Genomic DNA, 20,001 nt, shown 5'->3' with positions numbered 1-20,001 from the left:
CCGTCCGGGCCCTGCTTGAAGTCTCGATCCGTTTCGGATCAGGCCTGCATCATCCAGCCTTCGACATCCATGGCCGCCTGACGGACGGCTTCCGAACGGGTCGGGTGGGCGTGGCAGGTGCGGGCGATGTCTTCCGACGCGCCGCCGAAGCTCATGGTGATGGCCGCCTCGTGGATCATTTCGCCGGCCTGCGGGCCCATGATGTGGACGCCCAGCACCTTGTCGGTCGCGGCGTCGGCCAGAACCTTCACGAAGCCGTCGGTCTCGTGATTGATCTTGGCGCGGCTGTTGGCGGTGAAGGGGAATTTGCCCTTCTTGTAGGCGACGCCCGAGGCCTTCAGCTGGTCTTCGGTCTGACCGACCCAGGCCACTTCGGGGAAGGTGTAGACGACGCTGGGCACCAGGGCATAGTCGACGTGGCCATACTTGCCGGCGATGGTGTCGATCACGGCGACCGCATCTTCTTCCGCCTTGTGGGCCAGCATCGGACCGTGGGTCACGTCGCCGATCACCCAGACGCCATCCGCCACCTTGAAGTGGTCATGGTCGATGAAGCCGCGCTTGTCCGGCGTCACGCCGACGCTCTCCAGGCCCAGACCGTCCGTGTACGGACGACGACCGATGGCGACCAGCACCACGTCGCCCTTGATCGTCTCGGCGGCGCCGCCGGCCGACGGCTCGACTGTCAGCTCCACCCCGTCCTTTACCGACTTGGCGCCGGTGACCTTGGCGCCAAGTTTGAACGTCATGCCCTGTTTGGTCAGGGTGCGCTGGAAGGCGGTGGCGACCTCGGTGTCCATGCCGGGCGTGATCCGGTCCAGGAACTCGACCACCGTGACCTCGGCGCCCAGACGGCGCCAGACGGAACCCAGCTCCAGACCGATGATGCCGGCGCCGACCACGATCAGCTTCTTGGGCACGGCCGGCAGCGACAGTGCGCCGGTGGAATCGATCACCTTGCCATCCTCGAAGGCGACGCCCGGCAGCGGGGTCGGCTCCGAGCCGGTGGCGATGACGATGTTCTTGGCGTCCAGCGTCTGGACCGAGCCGTCGGCGGCGGTCACCTCGACCTTGCCCTTTCCGACGATCTTGCCCTTGCCCTTGATCCAGTCGGCCTTGTTCTTCTTGAACAGGAACTCGATCCCCTTGGTCAGAGCCGTGACGCTGTCGTCCTTGGCCTTGTGCATCTGGTCCAGGTGCAGCTTGGGCTGGACCTCGATGCCGATCTTGGCGAACTCGGTATTAGCGGCGTTCCACAGTTCCGAGGCGTGCAGCAGGGCCTTGGACGGCATGCAGCCGACGTTCAGGCAGGTTCCGCCCAGCGTCGAACGCATCTCCACGCAGGCGACCTTCAGGCCCAGCTGGCCCGCCCGGATCGCGGCGTTATAGCCGCCAGGGCCTCCGCCGATGATGACGACGTCGTAGGCGGCGGTGGCTTCGGCCATGGTATCCTCTGGTCTTCTGGCGCGCGGGGAAAGGCGCGCGGACACTAGCGTTGGCCCCGCGTGGGTCAACCGCTGCACGCCATATGGGGCCGCGTTTCGACCAATTGCAGAGGGTCAGACGACGAAAAAGGGCCGAGCGTCGCCGCCCGGCCCCTTCGGTCATGTCTGATCGGCGCGCTCAAAGCTTGAAGCGCACGCCTAGAAAGACGTTGTAGCCGAACTTCTCGTACTCGTAGGTCCGCTCCTTGACGCCATAGTAGCGCACGCCCGCGCTGTCGGTCAGGTTCTTGGCCTCGCCAAACACTTCCACACCATTGCCGAAGTCGTAGCTGGCGGTGAAGTCCAGCTGGCCGCGCCCCTCGACATACAGATCCTTGCCGGGGTTGGTCGCGTCGATCGCCTCCAGGAAGTCGCTGCGGTGCGTGTAGGAGACACGCGCGCTGAAGCCGTACCGTTCGTAGAACAGGGCGGCGTTATAGGTCTCGTCCGACTGACCCGGCAGCACGAAAGTGTCGCGACCGGCGAAGGCGCGGCTGGTTTTGATCTCCGCATCCGTCAGGGTGTAGTTGGCGAAGACGCCGAAGCCCGAAGCCCAGCCCGGCAGGAAGTCGAACGTCTGCTGCCAGTTGAACTCGATGCCGGCGATATGGCCGTCAAGGGCGTTGCGGGCCTCGGTGACCTGGGCGACCGTGGTGGTCGGGGTGACATAGGGCACGCCGTCCGTCACCAGAGTGAAGCGGTAGTTCGACAGGTCCTTGTAGAAGGCGTTGGCCGAAATCACGCCCAGCGGACGCAGATAGTATTCCAGCCCCGCATCGATGTTGTTCGACAGGGTCGGCTTCAGATCGGGATTGCCGCGCGTGACCGTCGTGCGGCCGCTGTCGGTGGTTTCCAGAACGCGCGGAACGATGTCGGTATAGTCCGGGCGCGAAATGGCGCGGGTCAGGGCGAAACGACCGACCAGCTGATCGCTGAAGCTGTGGCGCAGCGTCAGGTTCGGGAAGAAATCGGTTTGGTCGCGCTCAACCTTGACCGGAGTCTGCCCGCCGGACAGGGCCACGCTGGTCGCCGACCCTTCGAAGTCGGTCTTCTCGACACGCAGGCCGATCAGCACATTGGTCGCGCCGATATCGAACCGAGCCTGGCCGTAACCCGCCAGAATATCTTCCTGCGCAGTATAGTCGGCGGTGATCGACTGCGGAATGCGGCGAACGCCGGCGGCCGGGTCGGGATTGGTCGAGCCGGCCCGGACGCGATCGAAATAGTCGGTTACCAAGCCCGCATCGAACTTGAAGCCCAGATTGTAGTCGTAGTTCCGCGACGGACGATCGCTCAGCAGCGGGGCCAGCGTGCCGGAGCTGGCGGCCGCGCTCCGGTCGCGGAACCGCTCTTCATCGGCCGTAACGTCGCGGGTGCTGTATTTGGCGCCGAACTTCAGCTCGACCTCGCGGCCGCCGATGACGGTGGGCAGCGACAGATTGGTCTTGAACGCCACATCGTCCTGTTCGGTCGTGTTCGAGCGGAAGGTGTTTTCGCGGAAGCTGTAATTGCCGGCGTTCAGATAGAAGCCGGTCGGCTCGCTGAAGGCCGAATAGGTCGGATGATAGTGGTCGGCCGTGTTGTACGACAGGGTCGTCGCGCTGGAGCGATAGACCAGCTCGTCGCGGTGCGGATAGGTCTGTTTGCTGTTGGCGAACGACAGGGCGCCGTCCCAGACCGCCCCATTGCCGAACGTCTGCTCGCCGCCCAGCACCAGGGTGGAGATGTCGTTCTCCTGGGTGCGGTGACGCAGCTGCTTGTAGATGCGGGCGTTGGTGAAGGTCGCGCTTGTGTCGGTCGAGCCCGGCTGCAGCGTGCCGTCGCTGTAGGTGAAGTTCAGCGTGTTGCGGAATTCGTCGTCGCGGAACTGCGCGTAGGAGCCCTTAACCCACAGACGGATCGCGTCGCTGGGCCGCCATTCAAGCGCGCCGGTCACGGCCTTGCGGGTCCGTTCGGTCTCGTAATCCTTGAACAGGGTGTTCTCCAGACCCCAGATCTGGCCGCCGCCCTGCGCGGCGTTGCGGTTGATCAGAACCCAGCCGTTTTCGACGTTGTCCGGCCGGCGGTTGGTCTCGGAATAGCTGACCGACACCAAGGCGCCGAAGGTCTGATCCGGGCCGAAGACGTTGGACGCCGTTGCGCCCGCGCGCGTGTCCGAACCGCCGTAGTCGTTGTAGCTGCCGCCCGCATAGCCGCTAACGGCCAGGCGGCGCTTGTCGAAGGGCGAGCGGGTCTTGATGTCCACGGCGCCGGCGATGGAATCGGCGTCCTGGGCCGGCGTCAGGGTCTTGGACACCTCGACGCTGGAGACGATGTCCGAGGGCAGGGTGTCCAGATCGACCGCGCGGGTCGTGGGCGACACGGCCGGAATGGCGACCCCGTCCACCGACACGGCGGTGAAGGCGGCCGGCGCGCCGCGCACGTTGATGTAGCGGCCTTCGCCCTGGTCGCGCTGGATGGCGATGCCCTGAACGCGCTGCAGCGATTCCGCCACGTTGGGGTCGGGATAGCGGCCGATGGCGTCGGCCGACAGGACGTTGACCGTGCCGTCGGCGTTCTTCTGCTGGTTCAGCGAGCGGGCGACGCCGTCGGTGATGACGCCGGTCACGATCACATCGGCCACGTCCGTCGCAGCCATTCCTCCTGAAGATTGCGCGCCCAGGACGATGGCGACATTGGCGTCTTCGCCCGGCGTCGTCACGACCGTCTGGCTGGTCGAGGGCAGGCCCAGATAGTTGACCTCCAGCACCATGGAGCCGCTGGCGGTCGGCAGGGTGAACTCGCCCTGGGTGTTGGTCACGGCCCGCTGGCCGGTGCCGCGCACCAGAACCTCGGCGCCCGGCAGGGGCGCGCCGGCGGCGTTAGTCACCCGGCCGTAGATCACGTCGCCGGCGACCGCAGCTGATGCCGAGGCCACGGCGTCGACATCGGCGTGGGCGGGCATGGCCAGCGGCGCCAGGATCATCGGCGCGATCGCGGCGCCCATCAGCAGGTTCAGTTTCATGTCAAATCCCCTTCGGCGAGCGACGTTTCGCTTCAGCCGATGGAGGGGCCGCTTAACCCTTGGCGGCGACGCGAAAGCGACGATTCCACGACGCCCCGTTCGCGGTTTTCCGACGGAACGGCGACGCTTGATCCCTTGACGGAACATCAGTCATCGAACCGACGCCGAACCGTCACGCCCGCGCCGTTGACGCGCAGACGGCTTGGCCACAGGGACGCGTCCAGATCGCCCGGAGACCGACATGCGCCCTTCCCTCGCCCGCTCGCTGACCGCCTGCGCCGCCCTGGCCCTGCTCGCCGCCTGCGCCACGCACGAGGTCGATTATCAGGGCGAGGGCGCGGGCCTCGTCGGCCCCGGCGCCCCGGTTATGGCTGTGCTGGAAACCCCGTCGGTCGGCACGGCGGGTCAGGACGCGGCCGACGACCCCGCCGTATGGGCCAGCGCTTCGCCGGTCACGATCATGGGTCAATCCACGCCCGGCTTCGTCGCCGGCACGGACAAGAAATCCGGCCTCTACATCTACGGCTTCGACGGCAAGATCCTGCAGTTCCTGCCCGAGGGCCTGCTGAACAACGTCGATGTGGTCGAGGGCCTGTCGGTCGGCGGCCGTCCGCAGGTGGTGCTGGGCGCAAGCGACCGCACGCCGGGCAAGACCGGCATTTCCCTCTACACCTTCGACCTGGCTGGGACCGGTCAGAACGGCGTGCGCTATTGGGGCGCGGTCGCCACCGACGTGGTCGAACCCTACGGCTTCTGCTTTGCGCGGCGCGGCGCCGAGGTTCACGCCATCCTGGTCGGGCACGAGGGCGAGCTTCGCCAGTTCATCCTGGGCGTGGACGCCGCCGGCCAGCCCACGGCGCGCCTGGTCCGCACCGCCGAGATCGGAACCATCTCCGAAGGCTGCGCCGCCGACGAAGCCACCGACGCCCTCTATATCAACGAGGAAAACGTCGGCCTGTGGCGCTATAGCCTGAACCCGGCCTCGGGCGCGGCCCGCACCCTGATCCAGCCCATCGCCAAGGGCATCCTGGTCGCCGACGCGGAAGGCCTGACCACGATCACCGACCCCTCGGGCCGCTATCTGATCGCCTCCAGCCAAGGCGATTCCACCTTCCCCGTCTGGCGCATCGACGGCCCGGCGCCGGAATACAAGGGCCGGTTCAAGGTCGTGGACGGCGCGGTCGACGGCGTCACCGGCACCGACGGCCTGGCGGCCGCCAGCGGTCAGGTCGGCCCCTTCCCCGAAGGCCTCGTCGTCATCCAGGACGACGTCAACGACGTGGGCACGCAGAACTTCAAATACGTCGACTGGCGCGACGTGCGTCGGACGCTGGGGCTTTAGCGGCCGCTCGGCGCTTCTTCAGCAGCCACAGGCAAGGCTGACCCAGATCTGTCGCCCCAAGCGCAATATCCAAAAGTCGGCAATGGGTCAGTGTTGGCTTTCGACCCAATGCGGACTCTGATCAGCTTGGCCGCTGCGGGCCGTCCGTTTTGCCTTATGATCTTCGCCAACACCCATCGACTCACGTCGTCAGGAGGGTTGGAGCAGCATGTCGTTTGACGAACCTAGCTGGATCGTGCGGGCGCCGGGTGATTTCGAGCGGTTTGAAGCGTCCCTCAACGGGGCAGCCTACGGTCCACACCGGCACGACACATACGCCATCGCCATAACCGTCGCGGGGGTGCAGAGCTTCTCCTACCGCGGGTCGCGGCGCCATTCGCTGCCAGGTCAGATCGTCGTTCTCCATCCGGATGAGCTTCATGACGGTCACGCCGGGGACGGGCGACACTTCCGGTACCGGAGCGCCAGCGTCGCACCGTCCGCGCTTCAGGAGGCTCTCGGCGGACGCGCCCTTCCTTTCCTTGCCGGGGGCGTATCTGACGACGCGCGGCTGCACGCGGCCGCCACGGCCCTTATTGGTGATCTCAACCAAGCCCTAGGTGGCCTGGAGTATGATCAGGCCATGCTCGACCTCGCGGAGGCGCTGTCAGAGCTTGGGAGTGAACAGACGTATCACCGGCGCGTGGATCTCCAGGCGGTGGCGCTGGCGCGAGCGTTCATAGACGCCCACCCGGACAGCAATGTCCGACTTGATGATCTCGAACGCGTCAGCGGACAGGACCGTTGGCAACTCTCTCGCGGATTCCGTGCGCTGCTGGGCGTCAGTCCATATCGCTATCTGATCTTCCGCCGCCTCGACACAGCGCGAGCCATGATGAACGGCAGGACCCCGCTTGCAGAAATCGCCGCTGCCAGCGGATTCTCTGACCAGAGCCACCTGACGCGACACTTTCGAAGCGCCTACGGCCTGACGCCGGCGCAATGGCGACGACTCAATCGTCCTGGATCTGTATGAGGCGCGCCCAACAGCGGCGACCCCGAAACCGCCGCCCTGCGTCAGTGGGCGTGAACGCACACGATCGTTCTATAACTGGACCGCGACCCGCTTCAGTCTGCGGGTATGAACCTTAGAACCATCTACAGCACATCACCGGCGCGCGGCTGGCTTCCATGGGCGCTTCTCACTCCCGTCATCTGCATCGCCCTCGCGATCGCCACCGAGATTCCGTCCACTCTTTTTCTTGAGCGGTTCGGCTTTGTGGATGCACAAGGCGAATTCGTCGGCGCCCAGGGCCTCACGGCGATGCTGGTTGTATCCTTCATCACCTGGCTGCTCGCCGTTGCCGCATGGATAGCCGTCGTCGAGCGGCGGAATGCCGGCACAATCGGTCTTACGAGAGACGGTGCGGCGCAAGGATTCTATGGCGGCCTGGGTGTTGGCGTCGTCATGCCGTCGGCAATGATAGCCTGTATCTGGTTGGCTGGCGCCTACGAACCTGGCGCACTCTTTCCGGCCGCTCAGTCCTCTGGCGCAGTCATCGCAATGGCTGGCCTCTTCGTAGGCTTCCTCGTTCAAGCCAGCATCGAAGAAATCATTTTCCGTGGATGGCTCATCTCAGTCATCACGCGCCGCGCGAACCTCGTCATTGCCGTCCTGTTATCGTCGCTTACCTTTACGCTGCTCCATTTCTCCCGGGGTCAGCCCTGGCTCGTCACCGGCAACATCCTGCTTTTCGCTCTCTTCGCGAGCGCGTGGTCCATCTCATCCAACAACATCTGGGGCGTGATGGGGTGGCACGTGGGATGGAACTGGATAATCGCCACCGGCTTCGACGTACCGGTCACCGGCCTCGACGCGGGCGTGCCCGCGCTCATCGTCTCGCTGGCCCCAGCCGGAACGGACTTTCTCACCGGTGGCGCGGATGGCCCGGAGGGAAGCATCTTCTGCACGCTGTTCCTTGTCTGCGGCATCATCTTCTTTATGTGGCGCATCGCACGAAAAGGCAGAGACGTCGGACCGGATCACAACAAACCTGCGGGCGCGCAGATTTGACGATGCGGCCAAGCGCATCCCCGACACTCGCCCCCACCCCATGATCCTCGATTAGAATAGGCCTCGCCTTCAGGGGTTCGGCGCTCTCCAGCACCCTGACCTTGCCTGTGATGGTGCTGACAGCTCGCTATTCAGGCCAGCGAGGTTCAGGAAGCGATCAAACTGGGCGCGAAAGACGTATTGGCGAGGCCCTTAAAGACAATCAGCGGTTCATGAAGATAGAGCGGCTAGTTCGCTCGACAGCGCGACCAGCGGCCCAAATCGCCTTCATCTAGCGCCAGAGTTCCGTGCAAGCGCTGGGGGTCAACAACTCCAGCGTCGGCTTCCACCCAAAGGCGACCTACACACTGTCCGTTTTCGGCGATTATCGGGATGCGTTGAAGCCATGGCCCTAGGGTCAAACCCCGTAGCGCCGACCTCGGTCTACTGATCCTCGTCGAACTTGCGCGCGACCAAGTCCGTCAGGGCTTCCATGGCCTCTTCGGCGTCAGGCCCCTCGGCCGACACGTCGATGCTGCAGCCGATGCCGGCGCCCAGCATCAGCAGGCCCATGATCGAGCGGGCGTCCACCGTCACGCCGTCGCGGGTGACGTGGATCTCGCTTTCGAAGCTGGAGGCCAGTTTGACGAACTTGGCCGAGGCGCGGGCGTGCAGGCCGCGCGTGTTGCAGATGTTCAGGGTCGCGGTGACGGTCATTTTTCGCCTGCGAGCACCCAAGACGCGACGGAGATGTATTTGCGACCCGCGTCCTGCGCATGGGCCACGCAGGATTCCAGCGTCTCGCGCCCGCGCACGCTGGCCAGTTTGATCAGCATGGGCAGGTTCAGCCCGGCGATGACCTCGGCGCGCGTCTGTTCCATCACCGAGATGGCCAGGTTCGACGGCGTGCCGCCGAACATGTCGGTCAGCAGGATGACCCCTTCGCCATCGTCCACGGCCGCGGCCGCATCGACGATGTCGCGACGCCGACGCTCCATGTCGTCGTCAGGCCCGATGCAGATGGCCGCGACGCCGCGCTGCGGGCCGACCACATGCTCCATGGCGGAGAGAAATTCGGACGCCAGCCCGCCGTGGGTGACGATCACCAGACCGATCATGAGGACTTCACTCGCATCACGCCCTGAACCGTCCCAGGCATTCCCCCGCCCGGCAAGGGAGGTCGGACGCCGCCCTCTTTGGACCGCAAGGGGCGTGTCATAGACCCGTCTTTCGGGGTTTCAAAGCGTCTCCAGCGCGACTGCGACCACATCGACGGCCGAGGCGGGTCTGGGGTCCAGCGCCAAGAGGGGCAGGTCCACCCCCGCGAAAGCCCGTGTCTGCGGCTCCGGAAGCCGTTCGACGCCTTCCGCCACACAGGCGACGGCCAGCGCCACGCGACAAACCGGGCGTGTTCTGGCGGCCACGATTCCAAGGCCGCGCACCTCGATTCGACCCGCGATGGCGGCGGGCGCCGACGCATGGACGGCCCCATCGGAGGCCCAGACCTGGGTGTAGTCGTCGCTGACCAGCCGCCAGCCGCGCGCGATCAGCCTCAGCGCCAGATCGCTCTTGCCCACGCCCGACGGCCCCAGGATCATCACGCCCTGCCACGCGCCGCGCCGCCGCACGGCGACCGTCGTGGCGTGGACCGGCTGGCCCTCGCTCACAGACGGCGGCCGACCGGCGGGAAGACGATCTCGAACCGGGCGCCGCCCTCGGCCCTGTTCTCGGCATGGACCCGGCCGCCGTGCGCCTCGACGATCTGACGCACGATGGACAGGCCCAGGCCCGAGTTCGATCCGAACACCGCCCCCTTGGGCCGCGAGGTGTAGAAGCGCTCGAACACCGTCTCCAGGTTCTCGGCCGGGATGCCCGGCCCCTGGTCCTCGACCCGCACGCGGATCGGCAGGTCGTCGGTCGTTTCTTCCAGCGTCACATGCACCACGCCGCCGGTGGGGCTGAACGAGCGGGCGTTGTCGATCAGGTTGCGGAACACCTGCCCCAGCGGCCCGTCGCGCCCCATGACCCGCAGGGCCTGTTCGGGCGCCGTCAGCACGACCGGAATGTCGCCGGGCTTGGCCGTCGTTTCATAGACGCCGACGATATCGACCAGCAGCCGGTTCAGATCGACCGGCCGGGGCCGATCGCGCGACAGCTCCGCATCCAGCCGCGAGGCGTTGGAGATGTCGGTGATCAGCCGGTCCAGCCGACGCACGTCCTGCTGCAACAGCGCCGTCAGCTTCTCGCGGTGCGCATCGGTCTTGACCAGCGGCAGGGTTTCCAGCGCCGAACGGATCGAGGTCAGGGGGTTCTTGATCTCGTGCGACACATCGGCCGCGAACCGTTCGATGGCGTCCATCCGCGTCGACAGGGTGTCGGTCATGGATTCCAGAGACCGCGCCAGATCGCCGATCTCGTCCTTGCGATCCTCCAGATCCGGCAGGGAGATGGCCCGCGCGCGTTGCAGCTTCACCTGATCCGCCGCCGCCGACAGCCGCATGATCGGTCGCGCCACGAACAGATGCAGCAGCAGCGATCCCAAGAGATTGACCCCCAGCGCCACCAGGGCGAACGGGAACAGCGCCTGCCGCTGAGCGCCCAGGATTTCGTCCACGTCCCCGGACTCGACGGTCAGCACGCCCAGCACCTGGCGCACATGGCGCACCGGGATGGAGACGGAGACGACGCGGTCGCCGGATTCGTTGCGACGCAGGGTCGATTGAGGCGAGCCGTCCAGCGCCGCCGCCACCTCGGCTGCCAGTTCGCTGTCGGCGCGGGCGACCCGGCGCTCGGACAGCAGATTGGCCTTGGCGGCGTCCTCGGTCGCCGTCCCCGCCGGCTGCGCGTCGGGCAGGGGCCGCCCGCCGATGGCCTCGGTCACCTGATAGCTGTCGACCAGCAACAGGCCGTTCACATCATACAGCCTCACCCGCTGGCCCGCCGGGATGAACCGGTCGGTCAGCCAGATCGACGCGCGGATGGGGTCCAGTTCGGGCGTCGGCTCGCCCCGTGTTACGCCTTCTTCGCGCAACACATTAGCCAGCAGCTCGGCCTGGACCGTCAGCGATTCCTGACGCGCCTCGATCAGGCCGGGACGCCATTCGTTGATCGCCAGCGCCCCGCCGAACAGGATCAGCAGGCTGAGCAGATTGAGCACCAGGATGAAGCCGCCCAGCCGCGATCCGCCGAAGCGGAACAACGGCCGGCGCTGGGGCTCCTCGTCGGGCTCGCGCCCGCCCGGTTCAGCTCTCGCGGTAGCGGTAGCCGACGCCATACAGGGTCTCGATCGCGTCGAACTCATTGTCCACGGCGCGGAACTTCTTGCGCATCCGCTTCACGTGGCTGTCGATGGTGCGGTCGTCGACATAGACTTGGTCGTCGTAGGCGGCGTCCATCAGGTTGTCGCGGCTCTTCACGAAGCCGGGACGCTGGGCCAGGGCCTGCAGCAGCAGGAATTCGGTCACCGTCAACTTGACGGGCTTGCCATCCCAGGTCGACTCGTGGCGCGCCGGGTCCATCGACAACTTGCCGCGCTTGATCGCCCGGCCCGAGACTTCGGCGGCCGATTCCGGTTCGCCGCCGTCGGCGCCCGTGCGGCGCAGCAGCGCCTTGACCCGCTCGATCAGCAGACGCTGGCTGAAGGGTTTGTGGATATAGTCGTCGGCGCCCAGGTTGAAGCCCAGGATCTCGTCGATCTCCTCATCCTTGGACGTCAGCATGATCACCGGGATCTGCGAGGTCTGGCGCAGGCGACGCAGCACCTCCATCCCGTCCATGCGCGGCATCTTCACGTCCAGGATCGCCAGATCGGGCGGCGAGGATTCCAGCGCGGCCAGACCCGAGGCCCCGTCGTGATAGGCGGTGATCTTATGGCCATGGCTTTCCAGCGCCAGCGAAACGGACGCCACGATGTTCTCGTCGTCATCGACCAGAGTGATATTGGCCAAGGGTGTCTTCTCCTGAACTTTACGTTCCCGCGAGCAAGAACGCACAGCAAGCGTAACCGTTCGATCTCGGTCACATTAGGGCTAGAGCGTTTCGGGCCGAATGAAAATCGCCTGCAACCCGAAAGCGGTTTGGTGACAGACAGATGGTCACGGCGCCGCCTCGATTCAACGCGCTCGCACCGTCGCTCCGGCGTGCGCAGAAACATTCCGGCTTCGAAAACCTCGCCTTAAAGGCTTGGGATGCAGGATCGCCTCATGGCGGGTCCGATCCACTACGAAGTCTATGTCCGCAAGAGCGCCCCGTCGTCGTGGACGCTGCTGATCGCGACCGAAGACCGCAAACACGCCATCGAGACCGCCGAGGAGCAGCTTCGGGATCGTCTCGCCATCGCCTCGCGCGTGACCAAGGAGACGCTGGACCCCGAGACGATGGAGTTCAGCTCCCTGACCATCCTGACGCTGGGCGCGCCGGAGGAGCGGAAGAAGAAGGTCGCCGACAAGGCGGTCCCGCCGGCCTGCAACAGTCCGGCCGAACTCTATTCGCCCCATGCCCGCGCCCTGATCGGCCGGGTGCTGGAGGACTGGCTGAAACGCGAGGGCGTGACCGCCTTCGAACTGCTGCATCGTCCCGATGTCGCCGAACGGCTGGAGGCGGCCGGGGTCGAGCTCCAGCACGCCATCCAGAAGGTCGCGGTCCCCGAAAGTCAGGCCACGGGCCAGGAGGTGCACGGGGTCGTGCGCCACTATCAAAAACTGACCGAACAGGCGATGGCCCGGCTGCGCAAGGCCGGACGCGACGGCCTGTTCCCCGCGCTGGACGACCGTTCCATCGCCGATTTGGCGCATCGGCTGACCGGCGCGCCGGATCGGGCGCTGCGCATGGGCGGGGTGGTCGCCGGCGCGCTGAAGGATCGGCGCGGCGCCCGCGATCGCCTGACCGTGCTGATGGATTTGATGGACGCCGCGCCCGCCGACGGCCCGCCGCGCGCCCTGGTCGTGGTGGTGGTCGAGCAGATCGTCGCCGAAATGCTGGCGGTGCGGACCAACCTGACCGAGATTCTGGGTCCGTCGCTGGACCAGGGCGCCAACTTGGCGGCTATCGTGCGCATGGTCGCGCCTGACGAGATGGACGCCCTGTTGCGGATGGACCCGCGCCTCGCCCTGATGATGCCCCAGGTCGAGGGACCGGCCGCGCGCCTGGGCCTGCATCTGGCCTCGGGTGAGTTTCCGCTTCTGGCCGCGTCCTTGGCTCGCCTTGTCACCCGCGAACTGACCAGCCAGCGCCGCCTCCGCCCCCATGATCCGGTCGGAGAGATCGACATCCTGCGCCTGCTGGCCATGGCCCTGACGGCCTCGGCCGGGCGACTGCTGACGCTGGAAGAGGTTCAGACCGCCTTCGTCGAACGCTCCAAGAGCCTGGTCACGGCCGATTTCGTCGGCGCCTACGTCAACCCCTGCCCGACGGTCCTGGCCGAGGCCGAGCAGCTGACCCGCCTGTGCGAGAACGTGACCGGCGGGGCCAACAAACGCGCCGCCGCGCGGTGGCTCAGCGCCTGTATCGGCTCGCTGCGTTTCGAAACCGAGATCCGCCAGTCCGTCCCGGGCGGCCCCAGCGCCTCGCACAAACTCGCGACCCTGGCCCGGCTTCAACGCTCGGTTCAGGCCGCGCATCTGGCCGACCACGACCAGGCCCAGATCATGGACGCCATCGGCGCGGTCGGCGCCAATCTGGAGGCCGACGCCCATCTGGTCGCCCAGATCGTCCGCGCCCAGGCGGCTGCGCCTCAAAAGCTGACAGCCCTGCTGAAACTGGCCACCGGGGAAGCCGGCCCGCTCGGCCCCGTCGCCGACCGCGCCCGCGCCGAGGCCATAAAGCTGCTGCGCTCGCCCGACGTCCGCACCGCCCTGACCGCCGCGCCGCAAAACGTCGCGGCGTTGAGAGGCCTGATGCAGCAGGCGGGCCTGGCCGCCTAGGCCGCCTAGGCGGCCTCAGTCGAAGATGTCGAAGATGCTGTCGCGCTTCTTTTTCTTGTAGCGATAGTCGTCGTCGCGATGCCGGTCGTCGCGGTATTTGTCGCCCCGGTAGCCTCGATCGTCGCCGCGATACGGCTGTGACGCCCCGCCGCCCCACGGTTGGGCTGGGGGCTGGGCATAGGGCTGAGGCTGCGGCGGCGGCGCATAGGCCTGCGGCGCGGGCGCGACCGGGGCTGTGGCGCGGCCCTCCTCGACGGCGGCGGCCATCAGCTTTTCCAGCTCGCCGCGATCCAGCCAGACGCCCCGGCAGTCGGGGCACATGTCGAACTGGACGCCGTTGCGCTCCAGCGTTTGCATGGCGGCGTTGTCGTTGGGGCACATCAGAAGGGGCATGTCGGGCTCCGATCGAAAAAGAATGGGCGGTCGATGCGACAGGCCAGGAGGGGAAAGCTTCGCCGCATCGACACGCCCTTGCGGTCCGACATCGCGTCGCACGATCCGGCGCAAGGAAGGGGGACGCCAGACCGCGAGAACGCCAGAGGGGCCCGTTCCGCCTCTTCAAGCTAGGCGCCGTCGCCGCCCGCCGCCATGCGTCGCGGGGCCGCAGGGGGCGTCGGCCGTCCCTGCCATCCTATCAGCGACAACGATCGCGAGATTTTACCACGGCTTACGACCGACCAGCGACCCTTCGCCTGTCATGGCCCTGGACCGGGTTAAAATGGCGCCCCGATCTTTGACATCGTCGCGCGCCGCCAGAACGCGCGCCGAAATAGACAGATTAGACGAATTAGACGGTGTTTTTGTCAGCGGACCCGCCGGCTAAAGTGCACAGATTGCACCTCAAAAACTCTAGCAGACCTGCCCGGCGGCCCAGCCCGACGACCAGGCCCATTGGAAATTATAGCCGCCCAGCCAGCCGGTCACGTCCACCGCCTCGCCGATGAAATACAGACCCGGGATCGCCTTGGCCTGCATCGTTTGCTGGTCCAGCGCGGCCGTATCGACCCCGCCCAGCGTCACCTCGGCGGTCCTGTAACCTTCGGACCCCACCGGCTTGACCGCCCAGGCGTTGACCGCCTGATCCAGCCGCCGCAGCACCTTGTCCGACAGGTCCGCCAGATTGCCCGACGCTCCTTCGCGCTGGCACAGGCTCTCGGCCAGACGGCGCGGCACGATATGGCCCAGCGCGGTGTGCACCGCCTGTTTGCCGTTCGACGCCTTCGCCGCCTTCAGTTCTTCGAACACGTCGCGGCCGGGCGCCATCGAGGCCACCACCGCCTCGCCCTCGCGCCAGAAGGAGCTGATCTGAAGAATGGCCGGACCCGACAGGCCGCGGTGGGTGAACAGCATCGCCTCGCTGAAGCTGGCCTTGCGCGCCTTGGCCCCTTCCGGCGCCGAGGCGACCGAGGCGTCCACCGCCACGCCCGCCAGCGGCGTCAGCGTCTCCAGCAGCCCGGCCTCGAACGTCAGCGGCACCAGCGCCGGCCGCGTCTCGGTGACGCGAATGTCGAACTGGCGCGCGACCTCATAGGCCCAGCCGGTCGCCCCCATCTTGGGGATCGACTTGCCGCCGGTCGCGACGACCAGCGACGCCGCCGTGACCTGTGATCCGTCCGACAGGATCACCGTGAAGCCCTCGCCGGATCGTTCGATCCGCGTCACGCCGGTCTTCAGGCTCAGGACGACGCCCGCCGCCGCCATGTCGTCGGTCAGCATACGGACGATCTGCTTGGCGCTGTCGTCGCAGAACAGCTGGCCCAGAGAGCGCCCGTTTTGGGTCTTCTCGTGCCAGGCGATCCCGGCCCCATCGATGCGCTTGACGAAGTCGTGCTGGGTGTAGCGGCGCAGGGCCGAGGTCGCGAACCGGGGGTTCTCGCCCAGGAAGTTCGCCGGTCCGCAGCCCAGATTGGTGAAATTGCAGCGCCCGCCGCCCGAGATGCGGATCTTTTCGCCGGGCCGGTCGGCATGGTCCACAACCCTGACCCGCCGCCCGCGTCGCCCGGCCTCGATGGCGGCCATCATCCCGGCCGCGCCGGCCCCGACCACCAGGACGTCGACGAGGGCGTCCGAAGACGCCCTCGTCACTTGGAACCTCGCGGTTCCAGCCTCGGGGAGAGCTTAGTAACGGTAGTGATCCGCCTTGAACGGGCCTTCGACCGGCACGTTGATGTAATCGGCCTGGTCCTTGGTCAGGACGGTCAGCTTGGCGCCCAGCTTGGCCAGGTGCAGCATGGCGACCTTCTCGTCCAGGTGCTTGGGCAGGGTGTAGACCTTGTTCTCGTACTTGTCGGCGTTGGTCCACAGTTCGATCTGGGCCAGCGTCTGGTTGGTGAAGGACGCCGACATCACGAAGGACGGGTGGCCCGTGGCGTTGCCCAGGTTCACCAGGCGGCCTTCCGACAGCAGGATGATCTTCTTGCCGTCCGGGAACTCGACGTGGTGGACCTGCGGCTTGATCTCGTCCCACTTGAAGTTCTTCAGGCCGGCGACCTGAATCTCCGAGTCGAAGTGGCCGATGTTGCAGACGATGGCGTTGTTCTTCATCTGCCGCATGTGGTCGACGGTGATGACGTCCTTGTTGCCGGTCGTCGTCACATAGATGTCGGCGCGGCCGGCGGTGTCGTCCAGCGTCTGGACCTCATAGCCTTCCATCGCGGCCTGCAGGGCGCAGATCGGGTCGATCTCGGTCACGATCACGCGGGCGCCGCCCTGGCGCAGCGAGGCGGCCGAGCCCTTGCCCACGTCGCCGTAGCCGCAGACCACCGCGACCTTGCCCGACAGCATGACGTCGGTGCCGCGACGGATCGCGTCGACCAGCGATTCCCGGCAGCCGTACAGGTTGTCGAACTTGGACTTGGTGACGCTGTCGTTGACGTTGATGGCGGGGAAGGGCAGCTCGCCCTTTTCGGCCATCTGATACAGGCGGTGCACGCCCGTGGTGGTCTCTTCCGACACGCCGCCGATGGCGTCGCGGATGGCCGAATAGAAGCCGGGCTTCTCAGCCAGATAGCGCTTCATGACCTTGAAGAGGGCCTCTTCTTCTTCGTTCTGGGGATTGGCCAGGACCGAGATGTCCTTCTCGGCCTTCGGACCCAGCACGCACAGCAGGGTAGCGTCGCCGCCGTCGTCCAGGATCAGGTTCGGATAGCCGCCGTCGGCCCATTCGAAGATCTTGTGGGCGTAGTCCCAGTATTCTTCCAGCGTCTCGCCCTTGGTGGCGAAGACGGGCGTGCCGTTGGCGGCGATGGCGGCGGCGGCGTGGTCCTGGGTCGAGAAGATGTTGCAAGAGGCCCAGCGCACTTCGGCGCCCAGGGCTTCCAGCGTCTGGATCAGGACCGCCGTCTGGATGGTCATGTGCAGGCTGCCGGCGATGCGGGCGCCCTTCAGCGGCTGGCTGGCGCCGAACTCGTCACGCAGGGACATCAGGCCCGGCATTTCGGTTTCAGCGATCTCGATTTCCTTGTTGCCCCAATCGGCCAGGGTGATGTCGCGAACGATGTAGTCGGTCATGGCTTGGGCTCCTGGCCGCAATGAGTTTGGGCCCTCATAGCCCGGCGCGCGCCGAGTATCAACAAACACATAAAGACATCCTTATGCGATCCGCGCTCAGCAGTTTCTTAAATCCTGGCCGGTAGAGACCTCACCATGGAACGCCGCGCTCTTCTCGGTCTCGCCGTCGTCGCGACGGCCGCCTCAACCTCCGCCCGCGCTTCGAGCGGCGGCGCGGCGCCGTCGGCCGACACCTATATCCGGCTGCCAGTCATCACCGCCTCGATCCTTCAGGCGAACGGTCGTCGGGGCGTGCTGACCATCGAAACCGGCGTCGATGTGCCCGATGCGACCCTTCGCACCCGCGCCCAGCAGTCCGCGCCGCGCCTCCGCGCCGCCTACAACACCGCCGCCCAGCGCTTTGCCAACGGCCTGCGTCCCGGCGTCGTGCCCGACATCGACCAGCTGTCGGCCGCGCTTCAGGCGGCGACCAACGCCACCCTGGGCCGCCCCGGCGCCCGCCTGCTGCTCGGCACCGTTATGGCGGTCTGACTTCCGCCTCTAGAGGAACGAGTAGGGGTCCACGTCCACCGTCAGGCGGACGGAGCCCGGCACCTTCACCCGCTGAAGCCAGGCCCGCAGGAAGGCCTGGAGGTTCACGTCCCGGTCGGCCCGCACCAGCAGCCGTTTGCGCCGGCGTCCCCGTACCAGGGCGAGCGGCGCATCGGCGGGGCCATAGACCTCCAGCCGTTCGGCGTTGGGAATGGCCTGGGCCAGGTCGTTCGCCGTCTTCTCGACGGCGGCCGCATTCTCGCTGGACAGGATGATCGCCGCCAGCCGGCCATAGGGCGGCAGGGACGCCGCCTCGCGCTCGGCCATTTCCGCCTCGACGAAGGCGTCGCGATCGCCGGCCGCCAGCGCCATCAGCACCGGGTGCTCGGGCGTCCAGGTCTGAAGCAGCGCCCGCCCCGGCCGATCCGCCCGGCCCGCCCGGCCCGTCGCCTGGGCCAAAAGCTGATAGGTCCGCTCGGCCGCACGCAGGTCGCCGCCGCGTAGGCCCAGGTCCGCATCCACCACGCCCACCAGGGTCAGGCGCGGAAAGTTGTGGCCCTTGGCCGCGGCCTGCGTCGCCACCAGAATGTCGATCTCCCCGTCCGTCATTTTCTGGATCAGGGCGCGCGCCGACCGGGCGTCGGGCGCGGTGTCGGAACTGAACACCGCGGTGCGCGCCTCAGGAAACAGCTGGCGCACCTCTTCCTCGACCCGCTCGACCCCCGGCCCCACCGAGACCAGCGAATCCTCGGCCCCGCACGAGGGACACAGTTTGGGCCGCGCCATGGAGAAGCCGGTCAGGTGACAGACCAGCCGCCCGGTATAACGATGCTCGACCAGCCAGCTATCGGTGTCCGGAGCCGTCAGCCGATGGCCGCAGGCGCGGCACAGGACCACGGGCGCATAGCCGCGCCGGTTCAGGAACAGCAGGGTCTGCTCATCCCGCAGCAGGGTCTCGCCGATGGCCAGACGCAGGGGTTGCGACAGCCAGGTCTGCGGGTCAGGCGTGTTCTGCCGGAGGTCCAGCAGGGCGATGTCCGGCAGAACCGCCGTCCCGTGCCGTGCGCCCAGCTTCAGCCAGTCGTAGCGCCCGCTCTGCGCGTTCCACAGCGTCTCCAGCGACGGCGTCGCCGAGGCCAGGACGACGGCTGCCCCCTCGATCCGCGCCCGCGCCACCGCCAGGTCGCGCCCGTGATAGACCAGCCCCTCTTCTTGCTTGAACGAGCCGTCGTGCTCCTCGTCCACCACGATCAGGCGCAGGTTGACGAAGGGCAGGAACAGGGCCGAGCGCGCCCCGACCACGATGTTGCAGCGCCCGGCGACGACCGCCTCCCACACCTGGCGGCGGCGCGGCGGGGCGACGCCGGAATGCCATTCGCCCGGGGCGGCGCCGAAGCGCGCCGTGATCCGCTCGATCAGGGCCTGGGTCAGGGCGATCTCGGGCAACAGGATGAGGATCTGCGCAGCCGGATCAGCCCGCAGCACCCGCGCGATCGCCTCCAGATAGGCCTCGGTCTTGCCCGACCCCGTGACCCCGTCCAGCAGGAAGGGCCGGAAACCGCCGCCGGTCACACCCGCCGCCAGGGCTGTCGCCGCCGCCGCCTGATCGCCGTTCAGCGATGCGGGCGCGTGGTCGGGATCGGGTCGGTCGAACGCCGCCTCGGCCGCGATCTCGATGATCTCCAGCACGCCCTCATCGATCAGGCCCTTGACCACGCCCGATGACACGCCCGCCGCCCGCGCCAGGTCGGCCGGCGGCATGGCGCGATCGCCCAGGGTCTCCAGCACGCCCGTCCGGGCCGGGGTGGCGCGCGACGGTGACCGCTCGCCCACGCGTCGCACCCGGCGTTCCGGCCGGGGTCGAGGCGCGCGCAAGCCCTTCAACGCCGTCCCCGCCATCTCGCCGGGCGCCGACAGGGTCCAGCGTCCGGCCCATTCGACGAAATCCATGACGCCCGCCGGCAGGGGCGGATCATCCAGGCGGCTGTCGATCGCCTTTAGGCGCCGGTTCGACCCCGTCGTCTCGAACACCTCGGACACCACGCCCCGGATCAGGCGCGGCCCCAGCGGCACGGCGACCTGATCGCCCCGCGTCAGCGTCATGCCTTCGGGCGCCTCATAGTCGAAGGCCTCCGGCACCGGCAGGGGAATGAGGACCGAGGCGACTTTCACCAAAC

The 20,001-nt window shown here is 67.1% G+C and carries 16 protein-coding genes; 5 read left to right on the top strand and 11 right to left on the bottom strand.

Going from position 1 to position 20,001, the window contains the following annotated elements; all coding sequences use genetic code 11:
* Nucleotides 1-38: 38 nt before the first annotated feature.
* Together lpdA and ASF31_RS09300 are read right to left on the bottom strand one after the other, a co-directional pair.
* On the bottom strand, nucleotides 39-1,445 hold the full coding sequence (lpdA, locus tag ASF31_RS09305) for a dihydrolipoyl dehydrogenase (RefSeq protein WP_055754382.1): 1,407 nt from the start codon (nucleotides 1,443-1,445) through the stop codon (nucleotides 39-41).
* Nucleotides 1,446-1,623: 178 nt separating this feature from the next.
* Nucleotides 1,624-4,488, bottom strand: coding sequence for a TonB-dependent receptor (locus tag ASF31_RS09300; RefSeq protein ID WP_055754381.1), 2,865 nt, complete (start codon nucleotides 4,486-4,488; stop codon nucleotides 1,624-1,626).
* Nucleotides 4,489-4,729: 241 nt separating this feature from the next.
* On the opposite strand from ASF31_RS09300, the gene ASF31_RS09295 reads away from it, so the two are divergent.
* From ASF31_RS09295 to ASF31_RS09285, 3 genes are all read left to right on the top strand, one after another.
* The gene (locus tag ASF31_RS09295) at nucleotides 4,730-5,830 is read left to right on the top strand and encodes a phytase (protein WP_055754380.1); all 1,101 of its coding nucleotides are present in this window, start codon (nucleotides 4,730-4,732) and stop codon (nucleotides 5,828-5,830) included.
* 208 nt (nucleotides 5,831-6,038) lie between these two features.
* Nucleotides 6,039-6,845, top strand: coding sequence for an AraC family transcriptional regulator (locus ASF31_RS09290; protein WP_055754379.1), 807 nt, complete (start codon nucleotides 6,039-6,041; stop codon nucleotides 6,843-6,845).
* Between the two features lie 105 nt (nucleotides 6,846-6,950).
* Entirely contained in the window at nucleotides 6,951-7,883 is a 933-nt protein-coding gene (locus ASF31_RS09285) for a CPBP family intramembrane glutamic endopeptidase (protein WP_055754378.1), read from the top strand.
* 423 nt (nucleotides 7,884-8,306) lie between these two features.
* Here the strand turns inward: ASF31_RS09285 and ASF31_RS09280 are convergent, their stop codons facing one another.
* The 5 genes from ASF31_RS09280 to ASF31_RS09260 form a co-directional block, all read right to left on the bottom strand.
* A complete protein-coding gene (locus tag ASF31_RS09280; protein WP_017506134.1) occupies nucleotides 8,307-8,579 on the bottom strand; it encodes an HPr family phosphocarrier protein in 273 nt (90 codons plus the stop codon).
* Nucleotides 8,576-8,980: a PTS sugar transporter subunit IIA gene (locus ASF31_RS09275; RefSeq protein ID WP_017506133.1), complete on the bottom strand. Its 405-nt coding sequence runs from the start codon at nucleotides 8,978-8,980 to the stop codon at nucleotides 8,576-8,578. Before ASF31_RS09275 ends, ASF31_RS09280 begins: the two co-directional genes overlap by 4 nt.
* 120 nt (nucleotides 8,981-9,100) lie before the next feature.
* On the bottom strand, nucleotides 9,101-9,529 hold the full coding sequence (locus ASF31_RS09270) for an HPr kinase/phosphorylase (RefSeq protein WP_055754377.1): 429 nt from the start codon (nucleotides 9,527-9,529) through the stop codon (nucleotides 9,101-9,103).
* The gene (locus tag ASF31_RS09265; RefSeq protein ID WP_055754376.1) at nucleotides 9,526-11,136 is read right to left on the bottom strand and encodes an ATP-binding protein; all 1,611 of its coding nucleotides are present in this window, start codon (nucleotides 11,134-11,136) and stop codon (nucleotides 9,526-9,528) included. The genes ASF31_RS09270 and ASF31_RS09265 overlap by 4 nt, the downstream gene beginning before the upstream one ends.
* Nucleotides 11,105-11,809, bottom strand: a complete 705-nt coding sequence (locus tag ASF31_RS09260; protein WP_039243953.1) for a response regulator transcription factor — start codon at nucleotides 11,807-11,809, stop codon at nucleotides 11,105-11,107. The genes ASF31_RS09265 and ASF31_RS09260 overlap by 32 nt, the downstream gene beginning before the upstream one ends.
* A gap of 255 nt (nucleotides 11,810-12,064) precedes the next feature.
* On the opposite strand from ASF31_RS09260, the gene ASF31_RS09255 reads away from it, so the two are divergent.
* Nucleotides 12,065-13,783 carry a hypothetical protein gene (locus ASF31_RS09255; protein ID WP_055754475.1) on the top strand — a complete coding sequence of 573 codons (1,719 nt, stop codon included), beginning with the start codon at nucleotides 12,065-12,067 and terminating at the stop codon, nucleotides 13,781-13,783.
* Nucleotides 13,784-13,798: 15 nt separating this feature from the next.
* On the opposite strand, the gene ASF31_RS09250 is transcribed toward ASF31_RS09255, so the two are convergent.
* The 3 genes from ASF31_RS09250 to ahcY form a co-directional block, all read right to left on the bottom strand.
* Entirely contained in the window at nucleotides 13,799-14,176 is a 378-nt protein-coding gene (locus tag ASF31_RS09250; protein WP_055754375.1) for a zf-TFIIB domain-containing protein, read from the bottom strand.
* Between the two features lie 456 nt (nucleotides 14,177-14,632).
* Nucleotides 14,633-15,868: an NAD(P)/FAD-dependent oxidoreductase gene (locus tag ASF31_RS09245; RefSeq protein WP_082465098.1), complete on the bottom strand. Its 1,236-nt coding sequence runs from the start codon at nucleotides 15,866-15,868 to the stop codon at nucleotides 14,633-14,635.
* Between the two features lie 33 nt (nucleotides 15,869-15,901).
* Nucleotides 15,902-17,293, bottom strand: a complete 1,392-nt coding sequence (ahcY, locus tag ASF31_RS09240) for an adenosylhomocysteinase (RefSeq protein ID WP_017506126.1) — start codon at nucleotides 17,291-17,293, stop codon at nucleotides 15,902-15,904.
* A 135-nt stretch (nucleotides 17,294-17,428) separates the two neighbouring features.
* On the opposite strand from ahcY, the gene ASF31_RS09235 reads away from it, so the two are divergent.
* The gene (locus ASF31_RS09235) at nucleotides 17,429-17,824 is read left to right on the top strand and encodes a hypothetical protein (RefSeq protein ID WP_055754374.1); all 396 of its coding nucleotides are present in this window, start codon (nucleotides 17,429-17,431) and stop codon (nucleotides 17,822-17,824) included.
* A 9-nt stretch (nucleotides 17,825-17,833) separates the two neighbouring features.
* Here the strand turns inward: ASF31_RS09235 and ASF31_RS09230 are convergent, their stop codons facing one another.
* Nucleotides 17,834-19,996, bottom strand: a complete 2,163-nt coding sequence (locus tag ASF31_RS09230; RefSeq protein ID WP_055754473.1) for a primosomal protein N' — start codon at nucleotides 19,994-19,996, stop codon at nucleotides 17,834-17,836.
* Nucleotides 19,997-20,001: the final 5 nt, after the last annotated feature.

It is taken from the genome of Brevundimonas sp. Leaf280 (assembly GCF_001422455.1).
Taxonomy (GTDB): domain Bacteria; phylum Pseudomonadota; class Alphaproteobacteria; order Caulobacterales; family Caulobacteraceae; genus Brevundimonas.
This window is presented reverse-complemented; position numbering and strand designations above follow the sequence as displayed.

Excerpts from the sequence above, each read along its gene's own strand:
- ASF31_RS09280 (WP_017506134.1), bottom strand. The coding sequence starts at position 8,579 with ATGACCGTCACCGCGACCCTGAACATCTGCAACACGCGCGGCCTGCAC.
- ASF31_RS09275 (WP_017506133.1), bottom strand. The coding sequence starts at position 8,980 with ATGATCGGTCTGGTGATCGTCACCCACGGCGGGCTGGCGTCCGAATTT.
- ASF31_RS09300 (WP_055754381.1), bottom strand. The coding sequence starts at position 4,488 with ATGAAACTGAACCTGCTGATGGGCGCCGCGATCGCGCCGATGATCCTG.
- ASF31_RS09235 (WP_055754374.1), top strand. The coding sequence starts at position 17,429 with ATGGAACGCCGCGCTCTTCTCGGTCTCGCCGTCGTCGCGACGGCCGCC.
- lpdA (WP_055754382.1), bottom strand. The coding sequence starts at position 1,445 with ATGGCCGAAGCCACCGCCGCCTACGACGTCGTCATCATCGGCGGAGGC.
- ASF31_RS09290 (WP_055754379.1), top strand. The coding sequence starts at position 6,039 with ATGTCGTTTGACGAACCTAGCTGGATCGTGCGGGCGCCGGGTGATTTC.
- ahcY (WP_017506126.1), bottom strand. The coding sequence starts at position 17,293 with ATGACCGACTACATCGTTCGCGACATCACCCTGGCCGATTGGGGCAAC.
- ASF31_RS09250 (WP_055754375.1), bottom strand. The coding sequence starts at position 14,176 with ATGCCCCTTCTGATGTGCCCCAACGACAACGCCGCCATGCAAACGCTG.
- ASF31_RS09295 (WP_055754380.1), top strand. The coding sequence starts at position 4,730 with ATGCGCCCTTCCCTCGCCCGCTCGCTGACCGCCTGCGCCGCCCTGGCC.
- ASF31_RS09285 (WP_055754378.1), top strand. The coding sequence starts at position 6,951 with ATGAACCTTAGAACCATCTACAGCACATCACCGGCGCGCGGCTGGCTT.
- ASF31_RS09255 (WP_055754475.1), top strand. The coding sequence starts at position 12,065 with ATGGCGGGTCCGATCCACTACGAAGTCTATGTCCGCAAGAGCGCCCCG.
- ASF31_RS09265 (WP_055754376.1), bottom strand. The coding sequence starts at position 11,136 with ATGGCGTCGGCTACCGCTACCGCGAGAGCTGAACCGGGCGGGCGCGAG.